The 19,127-nt window shown below is 58.1% G+C and carries 10 protein-coding genes and 1 tRNA gene; 8 read left to right on the forward strand and 3 right to left on the reverse strand.

The annotated features are described in order from the left end of the window. The first annotated feature begins 186 nt into the window (after positions 1–186). The 6 genes from PREDE_RS01975 (at position 187) to PREDE_RS02000 (ending at position 12,007) form a co-directional block, all read left to right on the forward strand. The gene (locus PREDE_RS01975) at positions 187–3,858 is read left to right on the forward strand and encodes a LamG-like jellyroll fold domain-containing protein (protein WP_235777466.1); all 3,672 of its coding nucleotides are present in this window, start codon (positions 187–189) and stop codon (positions 3,856–3,858) included. Between the two features lie 21 nt (positions 3,859–3,879). After that, positions 3,880–7,200 carry a family 78 glycoside hydrolase catalytic domain gene (locus tag PREDE_RS01980; protein WP_005843834.1) on the forward strand — a complete coding sequence of 1,107 codons (3,321 nt, stop codon included), beginning with the start codon at positions 3,880–3,882 and terminating at the stop codon, positions 7,198–7,200. Between the two features lie 285 nt (positions 7,201–7,485). Further along, positions 7,486–7,559, forward strand: a tRNA-Arg gene (locus PREDE_RS01985). Between the two features lie 68 nt (positions 7,560–7,627). Next, on the forward strand, positions 7,628–8,689 hold the full coding sequence (locus tag PREDE_RS01990; protein WP_005843832.1) for a TlpA family protein disulfide reductase: 1,062 nt from the start codon (positions 7,628–7,630) through the stop codon (positions 8,687–8,689). Positions 8,690–8,703: 14 nt separating this feature from the next. After that, on the forward strand, positions 8,704–9,954 hold the full coding sequence (locus PREDE_RS01995; protein WP_005843830.1) for a TlpA disulfide reductase family protein: 1,251 nt from the start codon (positions 8,704–8,706) through the stop codon (positions 9,952–9,954). 115 nt (positions 9,955–10,069) lie between these two features. Then, positions 10,070–12,007 carry a TlpA family protein disulfide reductase gene (locus tag PREDE_RS02000; protein ID WP_244879147.1) on the forward strand — a complete coding sequence of 646 codons (1,938 nt, stop codon included), beginning with the start codon at positions 10,070–10,072 and terminating at the stop codon, positions 12,005–12,007. A 69-nt stretch (positions 12,008–12,076) separates the two neighbouring features. Here the strand turns inward: PREDE_RS02000 and PREDE_RS02005 are convergent, their stop codons facing one another. The 3 genes from PREDE_RS02005 to radA form a co-directional block, all read right to left on the reverse strand. Beyond that, complete coding sequence (locus PREDE_RS02005) at positions 12,077–13,324, reverse strand: phosphoglycerate kinase (RefSeq protein ID WP_005843826.1); 1,248 nt, start codon at positions 13,322–13,324, stop codon at positions 12,077–12,079. Positions 13,325–13,726: 402 nt separating this feature from the next. Continuing rightward, entirely contained in the window at positions 13,727–14,380 is a 654-nt protein-coding gene (gene queC / locus PREDE_RS02010) for a 7-cyano-7-deazaguanine synthase QueC (RefSeq protein ID WP_005843824.1), read from the reverse strand. 47 nt (positions 14,381–14,427) lie between these two features. Next, positions 14,428–15,837: a DNA repair protein RadA gene (gene radA / locus PREDE_RS02015; RefSeq protein WP_044126759.1), complete on the reverse strand. Its 1,410-nt coding sequence runs from the start codon at positions 15,835–15,837 to the stop codon at positions 14,428–14,430. A 107-nt stretch (positions 15,838–15,944) separates the two neighbouring features. Between radA and PREDE_RS02020 the strand changes: the two genes are divergently transcribed. Together PREDE_RS02020 and PREDE_RS02025 are read left to right on the forward strand one after the other, a co-directional pair. Next, entirely contained in the window at positions 15,945–16,871 is a 927-nt protein-coding gene (locus tag PREDE_RS02020; protein ID WP_005843821.1) for an ABC transporter substrate-binding protein, read from the forward strand. A gap of 25 nt (positions 16,872–16,896) precedes the next feature. Beyond that, positions 16,897–19,104: a tetratricopeptide repeat protein gene (locus PREDE_RS02025; protein WP_005843819.1), complete on the forward strand. Its 2,208-nt coding sequence runs from the start codon at positions 16,897–16,899 to the stop codon at positions 19,102–19,104. Positions 19,105–19,127: the final 23 nt, after the last annotated feature.

Genomic DNA, 19,127 nt, shown 5'->3' on the forward strand with positions numbered 1-19,127 from the left:
TTCTCGGTTTTAGGCATCAAAGTTACAAAAAATATACTGGCAATCGTCTTCTCCGTTCAAAAACGATGGGCATAAACGTACAAAAAGAGAGGAAAACATAGATGCCCATCGGATTTGGACGATGGGGAAAAAGGAAAATAAAGCGAAATACGTATTTTTGCAACAGAAACGGAAACCTAAAACAAAATGACAAAAAGAAGAAAAATGCTGGCTGTCGCGCTGATGTTGCTTGTCTGGACAGGCATTGCGAACGCACAGGAAGAAAATCTGAGAATGCAGTTCAACTTCGAGAATGTATCGGGCCAGAGCGTCACCGACCCAGTGTCGGGCGTGACGGCCAAGCTCATGGGTGAGGCCAAAGTGGTGGAGATGGGCCGCCGCCACGTACTCGACTTGGGAAGCGGTACGGGCTATCTCGACATGACCAAGAATGCAGGTGAGGTTGTGAGAAACCTTACCGACTTTACCGTGTCGGTCTATTATCGTGTGGACGCGAAAGCATCGCTCTCGGGTGCGGGCTATTTCCTGTGGTGTTTCTCGCAGTCGGCAGCCAACACGCAGACGGCCTCGCCCTATATGGCCTATCGATTGAATGCCCAGCGCATGGCCACATCGACAGGCGGCTGGGGTGCTGAGACCGGCATACAGACGGGAAGCGAGTCGTCCAAAGGCCGTTGGATGCACATGCTTTACCGGCAAAGCGGCCGGCATGGCGAGTTGTTTGTCGATGGCAAACGCGTGGGACAGGCATCCAACATGCCCGTACTGAAGAATGCGCTGACCGCCGTACCGGCCTATAACTGGATAGGCCGTCCGCCGTTCGCATCGGACAGCTACCTGAAGCAGACGCTTGTCAGCGACTTTCGGGTCTACGACACCGCGCTCGGCGACGGGCAAGTGGCAGCGCTTGCCGCCGTGGCTGCGGAGATAGAAGATGAATATAAATATGGTGTACCGGGCGACTTCACTCTGTTGCGGCAGACGGTCGGGGAATGCAAGACATTCCTCGCATCGGCAGCCACAGGCTATGCACCCAATGCCCTCGCAGAATTGCAGGATGCTGTCAGCATTGCCGAAAAGGAAATCCAGTCGGGCCGTGCCTCACAGACGCTGCTCGACGATTATGTGGCTTCGCTCCAATCCGCCATCGGCAAGGCCAAGACCACGCAGGGCTACACGCCCAAGCTGGTCTTCGAGAGGACAGAAAATCATGGATTCATCCACCCCGGTGGCATCGTTTCGCAGGCAGACATCGACCGGGCCAAGCAATTACTGGCCAACGGCGACACACGCATCAAGAAAGCATGGGACATCCTCTGTGCCAATGGATATGCGCAGGCAGACGTGGCTACATGGCCCACGGAGACGGTTGTGCGTGGCGGGCGCAGTGGACAAAACTACATGAACTGTGCCCGTGGGGCAGCTATGGCCTACCAGAACGCCCTGCGCTGGAAGATTGGCGGAACAAAAGCCAATGCCGATGCCGCCGTGCGCATCATGATGCAGTGGGCCAGGGTGTGCAAAGGGCTGGGCGGCGATACCAATGTCTCTCTGGCCGCTGGCATCTATGGCCATGAGTGGGCCAACGCTGCCGAGCTGATGCGCGACTACGACGGCTGGAGCAGAGAGGATTTCGAGGAGTTCAAACGGTGGATAGTCAGGGTGTTCTATAATCCCGCCATCGACTTTCTGCGTCGTCGTCACGACACGTGGCTCAACGCCCGCTACTCGAATCTCGGCGCGCGCCCCGGCCACTACTGGAGCAACTGGGGACTTTGCAATGCGCTCTGCGTGATGAGCATTGGCATTCTGTGCGACGACGTGCACATGTACAACCAGGGTGTCTCGTTCTATAAGTACGACCACGTGGGCAACTATAAGGATCGGTCGAAGAATACGGTCATCCTGAACGACGGCTGCAACGAGTTCATAGGCAATCTTGTGCCTGTGGTGCAGCCCGACACGCGCGGCCCCTTGGGTTTCCTCGGACAGATGCAGGAGAGCGGCCGCGACCAGGGACATGCCTTGATGGCACTCGGTCTGGCCCTCGACATCTGTACCGTGGGACTCAATCAGGGCGATGATCTCTTTGCCTATATGAACGACCGTATCGCTGCCGGCACAGAGTTTGTGGCTGCCATGAATTTCGGTGGCGTGGCCGCCAACTCGTTGCCGTGGATCAACTACAACTATGCCGACTGCCGGGGCACGATGGGTGCAGGATGGCAGCAGACAGGGCCCAACACTGGTGGGCAGGGCGAGTTCCGCCCCTATTGGGACCGCGCCATCGGCTATTACGAGGGGCTGCGTGGCGTCAAGCTGCAGTATGCCGAGCAGGCCAGTGCCAAGGTCTGCCCCGACGGCGGCGGGGGTAACTACAGCCAGAACTCGGGCGGTTTCGATGCCCTCGGCTTTTCCACCCTCACCAGCTGGCGACCCACCGTCACGACAGAAGAGGCCATCACCCCCCTGTCGGGTGATATAATATATAAAGGTGTGACCTACACCAACCAGACCAACCTTGGCGGGTTGGGATACAAGTACGAGGTGTGTCCCTCGAGGGCCATCCCCGCCGACGGCAGCGAAGTCACGCTCGTCCCGCAGCTGCCCGATGGTGCCGAGGACAGCGGCCGCTGGCTCTGGAACACGGGCGAAACCACGCGCAACATCACTGTGAAGGCCGACCGTAGCTACATCTACCGCGTCAGCTACACTGCTGCGAACGGGGCCGTCAGCCATCAGGCCTTTGCCATTGCGGTCAGCGGTGATGCCGTCCCCGACGTGATGACGGAGGAGGTAACCGTTGGTGGCATCATAGAACGCACGGCAGAAAAGACCGTGCTCGAGGGCACCCCTGTCATTCTCTATGCCGGCCCTGCAACAGGTTGGACCAACGACTTTCTGTGGGACAACGGCACCAAGGAAAGTGTGGTCACCATCCCCGCGTTAATGGAAAGCCGCACCTATATCTGTCAGTATGCCAACCAGAGCGGAGCCGTCAGTGAGAGCCGCTTCGTGCTGAACGTTGTGCCGGCCCAGCAGACGGTCAATAGCAAGCTCGCCAATGAGGCCACCTTGCTGCCTGGCAGCCGGGCCGAACTGAAGCTGGTTGTTCCTTCGTTTGCCAATACGGCCGATATCACGTGGGACAACGGTACGACGGGGGCAATCTGCGTGGTGCCCAGTCTGATGGAGGATACCCAGGTCACGGCCACTTACCAAGGCGTCGCCTACAGTTTCATGCTCCATGTCATGGGTGGCGGAGCCTATCCTGTGGATGCCACCTCGCTTATTGTCAACCCCGACTTTGCTACCGTCGACGGCACGGGCTGGACCATAGCCGGCACGTGGGGCAACCAGCGCTTCAACGGTGCCGTGGAGGTGTGGCACTCTGTCAACTTCGACTTCTCGCAGACCATCGCGGGATTGCCCGATGGCGAGTACACCGTCAGTTGCCAGCTTGTCAATGGCGAGGGGCCCAACACTGGCTGCCTCTATGCCAGCTGCGGCAACGAGACGAAGACGGCCGTCGTCAGGCAGAGCTGTTCCGGCTCCGATTTCGACACCCAGCGCGACAAGATGGCTGCCCATGCCGACTACGCCCGTCTCTCAGTCACGCTCAATGTCAGCGGCGGTACGCTCACCATCGGCGTCAAGGAGCCGTCAAGCGGCAATACTTGGTTGGTATGGGACAACTTCACCCTTGCTTACAAGCATCCAGAGGTCAATGGCATTAGGGAAAGTGCAATTGTAGAGAAAACGAGCAATGGATATGTTTACGACCTGCAAGGCAGAAAGATCCGTCTGCCCCAAAGGGGCCTGTATATCCGCAACGGCCGCAAATTCATTGTCAAATAGGGAACCAAACCAAGAACACCGATGAAAAAGACTCTCATTTCTATGGCATGGCTGCTCTTGGTAGCCATCACAGCCCAGGCCTCGGTTACGGTCGGCCATCTGCGGGTGAACGACTTGAAGCAGCCGTTGGGTATCGATACGCCGATGCCGACCTTTAGCTGGCAGATAGAGAATGCCGGGCGTGGCTTCGTGCAGCAGTCGTATGCCATCACGGTGCGCGACGCTTCGGGCAATGCTGTCTGGACTTCGGGCACCATCCGTTCTGTCCGGCAGTTTGGCATTGCCTATGCGGGTACGGCCCTGCAAAGTTGTGCGGCCTACGCTTGGAATGTCACTGTTGTTGGGAACAATGGCGAAACGGCATCGGCCGGCTCCACCTTTGAGACGGCTTTCATGCAGCCCTCCGAATGGACGGCACAGTGGATAGGCCGGCACCATCAGATGCTTGACCCGATGGTGATAACGTTCGATGCGCCCGTCACCTGCCGGTATGTGCGGCTGAACGTGTCGGAACTGGGCTTCCGTGCAGCAACAGATGCCAACTATTCTTTCGTGCAGCTCGACGAAATGGAAATCTATGAGGACGAAACCAATGTGGCGGCATCGGCTGCCTTTACCGCTTCCGACTCATGGTCACTGCCCCAATATGGCTGGGATGTGGCATACGTCAACGACGGACTTGTGGGCAACGGTGCGCACATTGGCTGGACGACACACCAGAATCCATCTGTGCCGGTCGTGCTGACGGCCGACCTAGGCAGCGTCATAAACATCACCAAGATCAAGCTCTATCCGCGCCAGAACGATCATGCCGTAGGCAGAGGAAACAGCATTGCGGCCAATTTCCCTGCCGCATTCACCGTCGAGACCGCTACCGACAACCGTAGTTATACGGTGGCTTATGCCAAGGCGGGCGATGGGCGCGTACCTTATTATGGAAAGAACTTTTCTTTGGATAAAGCCGTGAAGCGCGCCCGCATCTATGCCTCGGCCATGGGTGTCTTCACCATGCAGCTGAATGGCCATGCCGTGACCGATGCTGTTTTGGAGCCAGGAGAGAGTGAATACGAGAAGACGTTGCTTTACAGCACTTACGATGTGACCCGTTTGTTGCAACATGGCGGGAATACACTGCTGGCGCGTGTGGCGGGCGGCATCTACGACATCGATTATCTGCCGGGACGTTTCTCGAAAGGCGAAGTGAGGAATAACGGCGAGACAGGTCTGAAAGCCGAGTTACTGGTGGAGTACACCGACGGCACCAGCGAGCGCATTGTCACCGACAACACTTGGCGCACGGCGCCGTCGCCCACGCTGGGCAGCAATTGGTGGGGCGGCGAGGACTACGACGCTCGGCTGGAAACCGCCATTACACCGGCCGTCATCGACGGCTGGGCACGGGCCTCCGTCATCAGCAATCCGCAGTTCTGCAGCCCCCATTCCAAGGTGAGCGGCTTCGGAACGCTCCGTAGCCGCATGTACGAACCGCTGCGGGTGGTGGAACAATGGAAGGCCGCCACCGTAAAGACCGTGCAGAGTGGCGGCTACACGTTGCGCATGGTCGACTTCGGTCGCAATTTCGCCGGACAGTACAAGTTCAGGCTGCGCGGCCGCGCCGGTCAGACCATCACGCTTCGCTGCGGCGAGAGTCTCAATGCCGACGGCTCCATTTTCATGGAGAACTACTACACAGGGCCGGCCGACACCTACGAGACCTACACTTTCAAGGGCGACGGCGAGGAAGAGTGGGGGCCGGAGTTCATGTACCATGGCTTCCGTTATCTTCAAATCATAGGCCTCGACGAGCAGCCCGACGCATCGGCTTTCACTGCCATGCGGATTCGTAGCGACATGGAATGCCACGGCACAGTGCAGACTTCCAACCCGCTCATTAACGACATCCACGCCATCTGTCGCGACGCCATTGCCTCGCAACTCTACAACAGCATCACCGATTGCCCGCATCGTGAGAAGCTGGGATGGCTCGACGTGCCCAATGAAATGTACGTGTCGCTGAATATGAACTTCCAGATGCAGAACTTTTACAAGAAAGTGGTCATGGACTGCTTCGACGCACAGCGGGCCGACGGCCGCGTGCCGTCGGTGGCTCCCTACTATATGGAGGTCTATGGCGACGACCCCAACTGGGGCGGGGCGGCCATATTGGTGCCCTATCGCAACTGGCGCTACTATGGCGACAAGAGCTTGATGACGCAGAACTACGGGCAGATGAAATCGCTGTTGGACCACTACACGGCCAACACAACCAACTACATCATCAACAACTCGTTCAGCGTTCTCAGCGACTGGGGACAGGAAACAGCCGGCGTGTCGCCGCTGGTGCCCACCGAGTTTACGGAGACCACCACCTATTATTATTTGGTGAGGGTAATGGCCGAGATGGCTGCCGAATTGGGACATGCCGGCGATGCCGCCACCTACAACGCCTTGGCGGCAAACATCAAGGCGGCTTTCAATGCAAAGTTCTACACGGCTGCGACCCATCGGTACACCGGCGTCAGCGGTGGTGGCGGCCGTCAGGGTGAACAGGCCATGTCGCTTTACTACGGCTTGGTGCCCGACGGCGACGAGCAGGCGGTGGCCGACGTGCTGGCCGCCCGGGTGGAGGCCGACAACTACAAGGTAAAAACGGGCGAGATAGCCCTGAAGCCAGTCTTCATGTCGTTAGCCAAATACGGTTACAACCATGTGGTGTGGCAGATGGCCAAGCAGACCGATTGCCCGTCGTATGGCTATTGGGTTGTGCAGGGCTACACCACCACGCCCGAATACTGGGACGTGGGGGCTTTCTCGCAGAACCATTGCATGATGGACCATATCGAGGAATGGTTCTACACGCAGCTGGGCGGCATACAGAATACAGGGGATGCTTTCCGCACCTTTGACATACGCCCCTACATCCCGGCCGACCTGAACAGCATGGATGTCAGTACGCAATGCGCCTACGGCACCATCCGTTCGGCATGGCAGCGCACCGCCGACGGCTATCGTTTTCAGTTTACTGTGCCTGCCGGCACCACGGCCACCGTCGCCCTACCCACGGTTTCAGGCAAGGTGCTTAAGGAGAACGGCGCGGACATTGCGGCCGGTCAGAACGGTGTGTTCTCCGTGACCTACGGTGACACGGAGACCCAAGTGGTGTTGGGTTCGGGCAGCTATAGCTTTACGCTGGACGAAGGCTCGCCAACGGGCATCCACAGACACAATCCGGAAACAGGCAAGGGTGTTCCGGCCGTTTACAATCTGAATGGTCAGCGTGTCTTGTCACAGACATGGAGAGGGGTCTGTATTATTGACGGCAACAAATACATTCGGAAATGAAAGGGCACAGGAAACAACAGCTGTGCACCCGGCATGAGGACGGATGATATTCGTCTAACTTTGCACTTGCTTCCGGAATCCGCCCACGTTAAAGGATAAGTTAATTTCCCTTAATATTCGTCTTCGTCCGTTGGGTGCCTTGTCCTTTCTCAATTTTATTACGTACTTTTGCACCGTCCTAATGCTCAGGGACGGTGCAATTGCTCTGTCGAATGAGGATTACAGCTTTCCAAGCCAACGGCTGTCGTACAATAAAAGGAGCTTGGGGTTATTATAAAACATACTGGTTTCGTAGCTCAACTGGATAGAGCAACTGCCTTCTAAGCAGTAGGTTACGGGTTCGAGTCCCGTCGAAATCACCTCATCCAAGACGGTCTCAAGAACCAATTGTCTTATGTGCCATATACCAACCCTCATGATTACAGCCATGAAGCGATTGTTTGCATTCATCTTTTTGGTTTTATTCCTACAGTCGGTATCCGCCCAAAGCGTGTGCCGCGTCACGGCCGAATGCCGCAATTGGGGCGACACGCTGTTGGTATTTGTCACGGAATGCGGTTCCGGGAGGGAAATGGCAGATACCGTACTGATGAAGCACGACCGGTTTAGCTATGACGTAAAGCTAAACTCTCCGGCTATCATGAACGTCACGACTCCTGTGTCTTTGGAGAGGAGGGGTGAGTACTGGGCCGAACGCTTTGTCATTCTCCCCGGCGAATCTCTGCATTTCAAGAGTTACAGCGAGATGGAGGGAACACGTTTCTTCCGGCAATATGCCCAGGCACGCCGCTTTGTCAGGTCGTCTGCCTATCGTGACAGCGAGGATAAATATGCGGCCATCCTGGATTATGTCAAGCAAAACAGGGACGATGAGGCATGTGTAACGTTGATTACCGACTACGTTACAAGTTTTGTCATGGATGAAAGAAAGCTGCAAGAAGCCTTCGACTTGCTCTCGCCCGAGGTGCGGAATGGGCGGATGCGCCCCTTGTTTGATTGGATGCTGCATGCTGTTCAAACCAAACAATCGCGGGGCAAAAGCCAGCCGACCCTTGTGGGGCAGCCGGCCAAGGACTTTAAGCTGACGGATATTCATGGTGCGGAACTCCAATTGTCATCTTTCCGTGGCAGTTACGTCCTGCTGGATTTCTGGGGAAGTTGGTGCATGCCTTGCCTGAAAGGACTGTCGGGACTGAAAGAATTTTACGAAAGAAACAAGGGCCGGATGGTCGTCATCGGCATCAGTTGCCATGACCATGAGGAGAGATGGCGCAAGGCGGTGCAGGAAAACCATCTGCCTTGGCACAACGTCTTTGCTCCGAAAAACTGCAAGGTCACGGAAGACTATCTGGTCAACGCCTTTCCAACACTGGTGCTCATATCGCCAGACGGGCGTATCTTGAGGTATGCCAACACCCCCGACTCAGACATTTACGCTTTCATTCAGCATCTTTTGGACGGTAACCGGCCGAAAGAATCCACCCCATAACCTTTTATATTTGCATGATGAAGCAACTGTTTCTCGCCGTCGCCTTACTGCTGCCGGCCTTTTGCATGAGTTCAGCCCAGCCTGTTACTTGTCATATTACCGGCGAAGTAGAAGACAAAGAAGAAAAACAAGTCATTTTATACGAACTCGGAACAGACCCGAGAGTAAACGATTTCATCACCGTGAACATTCAGAACGGCAGGTTTTCGTACGACCTGAACACAGATATACTCCGGTGCTATGAAGTCGTTTTGCTAAGCGAGTTTAAACGGGGGAGCATGCGCGTTGCGAACTTCATTGTGGAGAATGCAAATGTTCATATCGTCATTCCCCGTGCAGCTGATGGAGACGATGATGCTTTCAGGATAGAATCGGATGGAAAGGAGAACCGGATGAAGATTAAATATTCTACTTATAAAGATTCTATTTACTCCAGCTACAAGCCTAAGTTTTTAAGGAAAGCAGCCCAAAGAGATAGTTTGGATAAGGCAAGGCAGTATTTTAAACCAATCGTTTATGAGGTTTATGAGAAGTTGAAATGTGCCCAGGGAGCGCAGCGGGACAGTTTGTTGCAGCTCTTTCCCCAAGACGGTTTTTCGGAATTGGGCAGAAAGACAGAGGCGGAGTATGGCGCATTGATGGATGATTACCATGTGGAGTTGGCAAAATGGTATGAAAACCACAGATGCTTTTATGGGCTTGCCGAGATAAGCAGAGGGGTCGCTTCCAACCAATTTTCCAGGACTCAGGAAAAATATATAGAGCTTTATCTGAACCACTATGCCGACTATATGGCGGGCCATCCCTATCATCAGAAAGCCTCCTACGGCGTGGCGGCTTCAAGATTGCAGGTGGGCAAACCGTATATCGACTATGAAGTGCGGGGACCGAACGGCAACACTGTAAGATTGTCGTCCCTGTATAAGGGCAAGGTCGTCTTCATCGACCTATGGGCAAGCTGGTGTGGCCCCTGTAGGCGGCATGCCAAGGCTGTCGTTCCCATTTACGAGAAGTATAAAGACAAGGGCTTTCAGGTGATTGGCATTGCCCGAGAGAAAGAAACGGGACGGATGGAGGCTGCTGCAAAACAAGACGGTTACCCTTGGCCGAACCTTTTGGAACTTAACGACCAGCATCATGTCTGGCTCAAGAATGGGCTCAACCAGTCGGGTGGCGGCGGTTTCCTTATCGACGAAAAAGGAACCATTCTGGCCATATCTCCCGAGCCCGACGAATTGGAAAAGATACTTAACGAACAATTATAGACATCCGTAACACATGAAATCCTCTAAAATTTCACACCTGGTGGCAGGTGCTTCCATCTTCAGAATCCTGAAAATGTACAAGCGGTTTCTGCTTGTCATCCTCTTGTTTAATAGTATGGCGGTGTTGGGCAACCCATGTTCGACGAATGGCATCATTGACGATGCACTTGCCCCATCCGCTTGGAGAAACACGGAGACAGGTGATTGGGAAATCAGCTTCTATGCCGAGGGGGCTGTTTGCGACGCTCGTTTCTGGCAATACAAGCAAAGGGAGCGGCAGGGCAATCGGTGGCTTTTCCTGCTGACAGACGGCAAGGAGGAGTTGTCGGTACGGGCAGACATGCGCAAAAACGGTTTGTGCAAGATGACAATAGGTAACCGCAGTCCAGTCGTTTGCCAGCGAATCGTGACAAATCGGTTGCCCGACTATCCGACAAAAGACGCTTCGCCCATCAAGGACACGGGTTGTCTTCGTGAAGATTCGGTGACCATCGAGGGATGGCTGCGCCACATGTCTGCAAAGGAAAAATCGCAGAACAGCGATTTCGACGTGACGTTTACAGATGTGTTGATCAATCAAGAAAAGAGCTTCTCCGTAAAAATAGACCCGGACGGGCACTTCTGCCTGACGCTCCCGCTGCTCAATACCACCGAAGTCTACCTTGATTGGCAACGCAGTCGCATCGTGTCGGTGTTTGAACCCGGGGAGACCTATTTCCTTTTGTGCGATTTTGAAACAGGCGAACGCTTCATCATGGGAAAGCATGCACGCTTGCAGAATGAGATTCTGATGACCGATTTCGCCCCCTCTTTCAAGAGGAAGGACGAATCCGAGGACTTTCCTCACTTTATGCAAGAGGTGGCAGACAGCCGGAAAGCGAACGAAACGGCTTTCAACAAGATGTTGGCCGCCCATCCCCGCCTGTCGGAACGTTTCAAGGAATACACCCGGGCGAAGATGAAATACGGCGAGGCCTACACGATCAGTCAGGCTAAATATTCGAGTCCGTCGTTCAGATTGCCGCCTCATATCCGCGCTTACGCCCTTCAACATTTCGTAGAAAACCCTGCGTGTCCTTTCACGCTGTATCGTGAGTTGGTATGGTTCATGAACGATTTGCTTGATGATGGTATGGAAAAGAGTTTTTCGGAAGAGCTTCGGGAGGCCGCAGAATTGTACCATACAACACTGACAGACGAGGAAAAAGAGCAAGCGCAAAAATGGGATGAGCTCATTGCAGACATGTGGCAGACTATTGAAAAGGCTAAAGGCGACGAAGAGAAAATAAAGGTGTATGAAGCGTACCAGAATGACAATCTTGAGATTTGGGACGCATATGCCAACTTGTCGCAGAAGTATGCCGTGGAAATGGAGGGAGCCCGGCTTAGGGATTACAAGCGTGCGGTGGACTCACTGGGATGTAGCCCGGACCTGAAAGACATGCTGATGGCCGGCCGTTACAGCCAGATCATCAGCCGCAATCGTCATTCTTTGGCCCCGTCCCTGCTCGAAAGGCTCCATGCCGATGTGGGGATGCCCGCGGCAAAGGCTCGTGTCATGGCCGAGCATCTCAGGTATCAGGCTCTGGAACGGCAGGATTTCAAGAACGCAACCTGCCTGAAATCCAACGAACCCTTGGCCGGAATCAAGGAGGGCAAGGAACTGTTGGCCAAGATGACGGAGCCTTATCGCGGTCATTATGTCCTGATAGATGTCTGGGGAACATGGTGCGCCCCTTGTAAGGAAGCATTGTCGCACAGTGAATCCCTATATGAAACGCTTGCCCCTTACGATATGATATTTATGTATTTGGCCAGCAACAGCCCCGAGGAATCTTGGAAAAATACGATTCAGGAATACCGGCTGACTCGGGAAAACTGCGTGCACTATAACTTGCCACGCAGTCAGCAGCAGGCTATAGAGAAGTATTTTCGGCTGAATTCCTATCCCACTTACCGGCTGATAGACCCGCAAGGCAACGTCATGGATACAGATGCCGACCCACGGAACTTGCCGGAATTTGAGCGGCTGATGAGGCAATTGAGCGAATAGGGCAGCCCCAGACAAGCAGAAGCGTCCTCCCCGGATGGGGAGGACGCTTATTGATGAGGCGGGAGGCGATCAGGCCTTGATGGCTGCCACGCCGGGAAGCTCCTTGCCCTCGATGGCCTCGAGCAGGGCGCCGCCGCCGGTAGAGATGTACGAAACCTTGTCGGCCAGCCCGAACTTGTTGACACAAGCCACGGAGTCGCCGCCGCCGATGAGCGAGAAAGCACCCTCGGCCGTGGCCTCGGCAATGGCTTCGCCAATGGCGCGCGAGCCGGCGGTGAAGTTGTCGAACTCGAACACGCCGGCCGGGCCGTTCCACAAAATGGTCTTGGCACCCTTGATGGCCTCGACGAAAGCCTTCTGCGTGTCGGGGCCGGCATCCATGCCTTCCCAGCCGGCGGGGATGGCGTCTGAGGGATATACCCGGCGGTTGGCGTCGTTGGAGAAAGCGTCACCACATACGGAGTCGGTGCCGAGCACGAGTTCCACGCCGTTCTTCTTGGCCAGTTGCTCCACGCTGAGAGCTACGTCCAGCTTGTCGAGTTCCACGATGGAGTCGCCAATCTCGCCGCCGTGAGCCTTCGAGAAGGTGTAGGTCATGCCGCCACAGAGGATGAGCTTGTCGACCTTGCCCAGCAGGTTCTCGATGATGCCAATCTTCGACGATACCTTGGAACCGCCCATGATGGCCACGAAAGGCCGCTTGATGTTGTTGAGCACGCTGTCCACGGCCTTCACTTCTTTCTCCATGAGGTAGCCCAGCATGCGGTGGTCGGCATCGAAGAACTCGTCGATGACGGCCGTCGAGGCGTGTTTGCGGTGGGCGGTGCCAAAGGCATCCATCACGTAAACGTCGGCATAGGAGGCGAGTTTCTTGGCAAACTCTTTCTGCGACACCTTGAGGGCCTTCTTGGCCTCGTCGTATTCGGGTGTGCCTTTCTCCACGCCCACGGGCTTGCCCTCCTCCTCGGGATAGAAGCGGAGGTTCTCCAGCAGCAGGGCTTCGCCCGGCTTCAGGGCCTCGGCCTCGGTGGAAGCGTTGGCGCAGTCCTTGGCAAACTTCACGTCAACGCCCAGCAACTCGGACACCTTGCCCACGATCTGGCCCAGGCTGAGCTTGGGGTTCACCTTGCCTTTGGGCTTGCCCATGTGGCTCATCATGATGACGGCACCGCCGTCGGCCAGCACTTTCTTCAGTGTGGGCAGGGCGCCGCGGATGCGGGTGTCGTCGGTGACGTTGCCATTCTCGTCCAATGGCACATTGAAATCTACGCGAACGATTGCCTTCTTACCGGCAAAGTTAAATTCTTCGATTGTCATTTTAGCTTGTATTTATAGTTAGTGAAAGTCTGTGCTATCACTTGCAAAGATACTGTTTTTCTGGGACAACGGGGACTGCGGCCCTTGGTTTTTTGCTTTTTTTTCGTCACGGGGGCGGTGATTGTCAGCTGTATATGGCAAAAAGCGGTGGGCGGGGACGTACCCTCCGCCCCTATACGATTCTGCCCCCGAGGCCTTGTGGCCCGGGGGCAGACGGGGTTTTGCGGTGCGGCATACGCCTCGCGCCGCGGCCATGGCGGTTTGGCGGCCCCGCGATTGAGCCGTAACGGCGTTGCGATTCCACCGTTTTGGCCGCGCGTCTGCGGGTTTTTCGCGCTGCGATTGCAGGTTTTTCGCACGGCGATTTTGGTACGACGGCGACGCCACCATGGTGCCGTCGCGTCAGTCTTCGTAGGGCGTGGTGTCGGTAATGCCGGCCTCGGCCAGTGCCTCACGCCGTTCGCGGCAGGTGCCGCACTGGCCGCAGTGCCGTTCGCCGCCCTTGTAGCAGCTCCACGTCTCGGCGTAGTCGAGGCCCAAGGCCTTGCCACGGCGGGCTATGCCGGCCTTGGTCAGACGGGTGTAGGGAGCCCACACCTCAATGCCCGGCCAGGTGCCGGCGCGGGTGGCGGCCGACATGGCCTCGACAAACTCAGACCGGCAGTCGGGATAGACGGTGTGGTCGCCGGTGTGGTTGGCCATCATGACGCGCTTCAGCCCGCGGCTCTCGGCCATGCCCGCGGCGATGCTCAGCATGATGCCGTTGCGGAAAGGCACCACCGTGGACAGCATGTTCTGCTCGTCGTAGTCGCCCTCGGGAATGGCGGCTGCGCCCTCAAGCAGACTCGACTTGAAGTAGCGGGACATGAAGTCCAGGGGAATGGTGACGTGGGGAATGCCGAGCCGCCGGCAGTGCATCCGGGCCAAGGGCAGCTCCTGGGCGTTGTGGTTGCTGCCATAGTCGAACGATAGGCCCAGGGCAATGCGGTTGCGGAACTCGTAGAGCATGGTGATGGAGTCCATGCCACCGCTGACAATGATGATGGAATCTTTCATTTGGAAGAGAATATGAGGAATGGGCGGCCCCCGCCGCCGTGCCAGAGCTATCCGAAGAGGGCGCGGAGGGCCTCCTCGACCTTGCGCACGGGGTGGAGCTCGATGGAGAATCTGTGGGCGTTGAGGCTCTTGAGGTGGTAGGCGGGCAGGATGATGTGGCCGAAACCGAGCTTCTCGGCCTCGGCGATGCGCTGCTCCACGCGGCTCACGGGCCGCACCTCGCCGCTCAGTCCCACCTCTCCGCACATGCACCAGCCGGGCTCAATGGGGGTATCTACGTTGCTCGAGAGCACGGCGGCAATGACGCTCAGGTCCATGGCCATGTCGGTGACGCGCAGCCCGCCGGCGATGTTGAGGAACACGTCTTTCTGCATGAGCTTGAAGCCCACCCGTTTTTCGAGCACGGCCAGCAGCATGTTGAGCCGCCGTTGGTCGAAGCCCGTGGCCGAGCGTTGCGGCGTGCCGTAGGCCGCAGAGGACACCAAGGCCTGGGTCTCGACCAGGAAAGGGCGCACGCCCTCGATGGCCGAACTGATGGCTACGCCCGAAAGTCCCTCGTGGTCTTCGGTGAGCAGCAGCTCCGAGGGGTTGCTCACCTGGCGCAGTCCGTCCTGCCGCATTTCGTAGATGCCCAGCTCGGAGGTGCTGCCAAAGCGGTTCTTGATGCTGCGCAGAATGCGGTACATGTAGTGCTGGTCGCCCTCAAACTGCACCACCGTGTCCACAATGTGCTCCAGTATCTTGGGCCCGGCCAGCGTGCCCTCCTTGTTGATGTGGCCGATGAGCACCACGGGCACACCGCTGGTCTTGGCAAAACGCAGCAGGGCGGCCGCACACTCGCGCACCTGCGTGACGCTGCCCGGCGAGGAGTCTACGGTCTCGGTAGCCATGGTCTGGATGGAGTCGATGACCACCAGCTCGGGCCTCACCTCCTCGACGTGGCTGAAAACGTGCTCGAGCGAGGTTTCGCAGAGGATGAAAATGGAGTCGGGATGGGCAGGGTTCAGGCGTTCGGCGCGCATCTTGATTTGGTGGGCGCTCTCCTCTCCGCTCACGTAGAGGATGCGGCGTTCGGGCATGGCGAGGATGGTTTGCAGCGTGAGGGTGGACTTGCCGATGCCCGGTTCGCCGCCCAGCAACACGATGCTGCCCGGCACGATGCCGCCGCCGAGCACGCGGTTGAGCTCTGCATCGTGGGTGTCGATACGGGGTTCGTCCCTGGATGAAATCTCCTGCAGCCGCACGGGACGGCTTGCAGAACCCGCGTGGGCGTGGGCGACCGTGTCGCCACGGCGCAGCGTCATGGCCGCGTTGCGGGCCGCATGGGTGCCGCTGCCGGCCGCCACCTTGATTTCCTTAAACGTAGACCACTCGCCGCACGAGGGGCATTTGCCCAGCCATTTGGCCGACTCGTAGCCGCAATGGCTGCATACATACATTGTCTTGTCCTTTGCCATCATGAATGTGCACCCCGTCAGGCGGGTGCCGTTTGCCGGATGTTAATCGCTGCAAAAGTACCATTTTTTTCTGTAGTTGCAAAAATAATGCTTAACTTTGCAACGCAATGAATAAGCTCTATTCCCTCATCGTTGCCGCCGTCATGGCGGCTGTCGCGGGCTCCTGCGGCCCCTCGGCGCAGGAACGGCAGCGGCTCAGTCGGGTCGAACGCCGGGCCTTGGCCCGCCAGGACTCGGCCGCGCTGAAGATTGCCACCACACCCACGATGGACTGTCTGCCGCTGTTTGTCGGGGTGGACGACAGCCTGTTCCGGGCTGCCGGCGTGGACGTGCGTCTGCGGGCGCGCAGTTCGCAGATGGACGGCGACACCCTCATCGCCGGCGGACACGTGGAGGGCGTGGCGACCGACCTGGTGCGCGCTGAGCGGCTGCGTCGCGAGGGCACGCCGCTGCGCTATGTAGCCGCCACCAACGCCCAGTGGCAGCTCGTGGCCAACCGCCTGGCCCGCGTGCAGGAACTGAAGCAACTCTCCGACAAGATGATAGCCATGACCCGCCATTCGGCCACCGACTGGCTGGCCGACATGGCCGTAGACAGCGCGAAGCCCAAGCACGACGTGTACCGCATACAGGTGAACGACGTGCATGTGCGGCTGCGCATGCTGCTCAACAACGAGATGGACGCCATGCTGCTTCCCGAGCCCCAGGCCACCGTGGCCCGTCTGCACCGCAACCCGGTTCTGATGGACAGCCGCGATAAGGGCCTCCGGCTGGGTGTCATCGCCTTCAGCGAGCGCGCCCTCAAGGACAAGCGGCGCCGGCGGCAGCTGCAACTCTTCGTGAAAGCGTACAACCAAGCGTGCGACTCCATCAACCGCAACGGCACGGCCCACTATGCCGCCGTCATCCGCAAGTACATGGATGTGGATGGCAAGACCATAGCCGCCCTGCCCCGGTTGCACTATGCCCATGCCGCCGCGCCGCGCCCCGGGGACGTGGAGCGGGCCCGCCGACGCAACGGCACGGGCTCATGACCAACGCTCATACCCACCTATTGATATGGAACATCATCAGCAACACGGCGACTGGAACGCCCAGCAGGAGACGCTGCGACAGCTGCGTCGCCGCATGGCCGACGGCGGCACCCTGGGCGAGGCCCTGCGTGCCGCCCGCCGGTTTGTCGAAGACCATCATTACGATGCGCAGCGCACCCGCCTGGAAGAGATAGAGGCCGACTACCGGCTGATGTGCGACTTCCTGCTACGGGGCTATCCCGACGCCAAGCGCGAGGAACTCTACGGGCAGCTGTTCCGGCGGCTTTACCGGCTGGTGCGCGACATCGAGCTCGACGGCCTGACGGCCCACGATGCCCGTCTCGCCGTTCATGTGCAGCACCGCGACGGCCTGACGTTCGAGACCGAGGCCATCCGCCGGCAGCTTGAGGCCTTTGTCTCGGACGTGGCCGTGAGCTCGCTGGAGCCCGACGAGGCCCGGCAGTCGCGGCTCCGCGCCGTCTACGACGCCCACCATGCCTATACGCAGCGGCTGTTCGACGCCATGGTCTTCTCTCATCAGTGGAGCCGTGATTTCGGTCGCGACATGGCCGAGCTGCTCGTCTCGCCCACGGTCGACGCGGCCGATGCCCAGCTGCTGGTGACGGCCCTCATGCTTGGGGCCATGAATCAGGGTGACCCCGAACGGCTGCTGGCCTTGACCGAGGTCTACGCCCTGGCCCAGGACGAGCACGTGCGCCAGCGGGCCTTGGTGGGATGGGCCTTTGCCCTGGACGACGAGGTGCTGGCCTTGTTCCCCCGGGTGGCGGCCCGCGTGCGCTATCTGCTCGATGCGCAGAACGTGCGCCAAGAGCTGTTGGAGCTGCAGATGCAGGTGGTCTACTGCCGAAATGCCGAGCGCGACCACGCCCGCTTGCAGCAGGACGTTATGCCCACGTTGATGAAGAACCGGAATCTGGAGATTACCCGCTTCGGCATCAAGGAGAAAGACGAGGACGCGCTCGAGGACATCCTGCATCCAGATGCGGCCGACAAGAAGATGGAGGAGATGGAGCGCAGCATTCGGAAGATGATGGACATGCGCCGGCAGGGGGCCGACATCTACTTCGGCGGCTTCTCGCAGATGAAGCGTTTCTCCTTTTTCTATACGCTGAGCAACTGGTTTGTGCCCTTCTCGCCCGACCATCCGCAGCTGCGCCACCTGCCCGCCGAACTGCTGGGCTCGGCTTTCATGGCCCATCTGTTCCAGTCGGGCCCGTTCTGCGACTCCGACAAATACAGCTTTGCCTTGGGACTTTCCACCGTGTTTGCCAATCTTCCGGCCAACATCCGCGAGATGTTGCTGAGCGGTGAGGCCACGATGGAGATTGCGGGCGACGGCGAGACCGACCTGCAGTCGCCGGCCTACGTGCGGCGCATGTACCTGCAAGACCTCTATCGTTTCTTCCGCCTGTCGGACTTTCGGACGAGCTTTGCCGACCCCTTTGCCGACTCACGCTTCCTGCTGATGCAGCGCGGCGTGTGCCTCGGCCGCATGGGCGAGGAGGCGCGGCGCGTGCAGCGGTTCCTGCTCAAGCAGCAGATGTACGGTGCGCTGTCCGCGCTTTTCTACGCTTACAAGCAGGCCGACCGCCCCGACGACATGCGCATGGAGGCCCTGCTCTGCATGCACGAGGGGCAGTATTTCCAGGCACAGGCCCTCTACGCCCGTCTCTGCGAGCTGCAGCCCGACGACGAGCAGGCCGTGCGGGGCTATGCCCGCGCCAGCTTCAGAGTGGAAGACTATCATGAGGCGGCCGAGCGTTATGGATGGCTTTGCGAACGCCATCCCGACCAGCCCCAGCTGGCGCTCAGCCAAGCCATCGCGCTCATCAACGACGGACGGGCAGAAGAGGGGCAAAAGATGCTCTTCCGCCTGGCCTACGAGCAGCCCGACAACCTGAACGTGGAGCGTGCACTGGCCTGGGGCCACCTGTGGCTGGGGCATGCCGACCAGGCCGCCCGACACTATCGGCACATTGTGGAGAGCAAGGAGTGCACGCCGGCCGACTGCCTGAATGCGGGCTACGCCCAGTGGTTCATGGGACATGGCGGCGAGGCCGTGGAGCTGATGAAGCGCTGGACGGCCATGAGCCGTGACAAGGGACAACCTGTGCCCGATGTGCTCGCCCAGTTCCAAAAAGACGCCGCCCTGCTCGACGTGTACGGCATTCCGGCCGTAGACCGCCGCCTGATTGCCGGGCTGGTGGAGTAAATACTTGCGCTTTCGCCTCACTT

Origin of the sequence: Prevotella dentalis DSM 3688, from assembly GCF_000242335.1 — a bacterium.
GTDB classification, from domain to species: Bacteria; Bacteroidota; Bacteroidia; order Bacteroidales; family Bacteroidaceae; genus Prevotella; species Prevotella seregens.

Excerpts from the sequence above, each read along its gene's own strand:
- PREDE_RS01975 (WP_235777466.1), top strand. The coding sequence starts at position 187 with ATGACAAAAAGAAGAAAAATGCTGGCTGTCGCGCTGATGTTGCTTGTC.
- PREDE_RS01980 (WP_005843834.1), top strand. The coding sequence starts at position 3,880 with ATGAAAAAGACTCTCATTTCTATGGCATGGCTGCTCTTGGTAGCCATC.
- PREDE_RS01990 (WP_005843832.1), top strand. The coding sequence starts at position 7,628 with ATGAAGCGATTGTTTGCATTCATCTTTTTGGTTTTATTCCTACAGTCG.
- PREDE_RS01995 (WP_005843830.1), top strand. The coding sequence starts at position 8,704 with ATGATGAAGCAACTGTTTCTCGCCGTCGCCTTACTGCTGCCGGCCTTT.
- PREDE_RS02000 (WP_244879147.1), top strand. The coding sequence starts at position 10,070 with ATGGCGGTGTTGGGCAACCCATGTTCGACGAATGGCATCATTGACGAT.
- PREDE_RS02005 (WP_005843826.1), bottom strand. The coding sequence starts at position 13,324 with ATGACAATCGAAGAATTTAACTTTGCCGGTAAGAAGGCAATCGTTCGC.
- queC (WP_005843824.1), bottom strand. The coding sequence starts at position 14,380 with ATGAAAGATTCCATCATCATTGTCAGCGGTGGCATGGACTCCATCACC.
- radA (WP_044126759.1), bottom strand. The coding sequence starts at position 15,837 with ATGGCAAAGGACAAGACAATGTATGTATGCAGCCATTGCGGCTACGAG.
- PREDE_RS02020 (WP_005843821.1), top strand. The coding sequence starts at position 15,945 with ATGAATAAGCTCTATTCCCTCATCGTTGCCGCCGTCATGGCGGCTGTC.
- PREDE_RS02025 (WP_005843819.1), top strand. The coding sequence starts at position 16,897 with ATGGAACATCATCAGCAACACGGCGACTGGAACGCCCAGCAGGAGACG.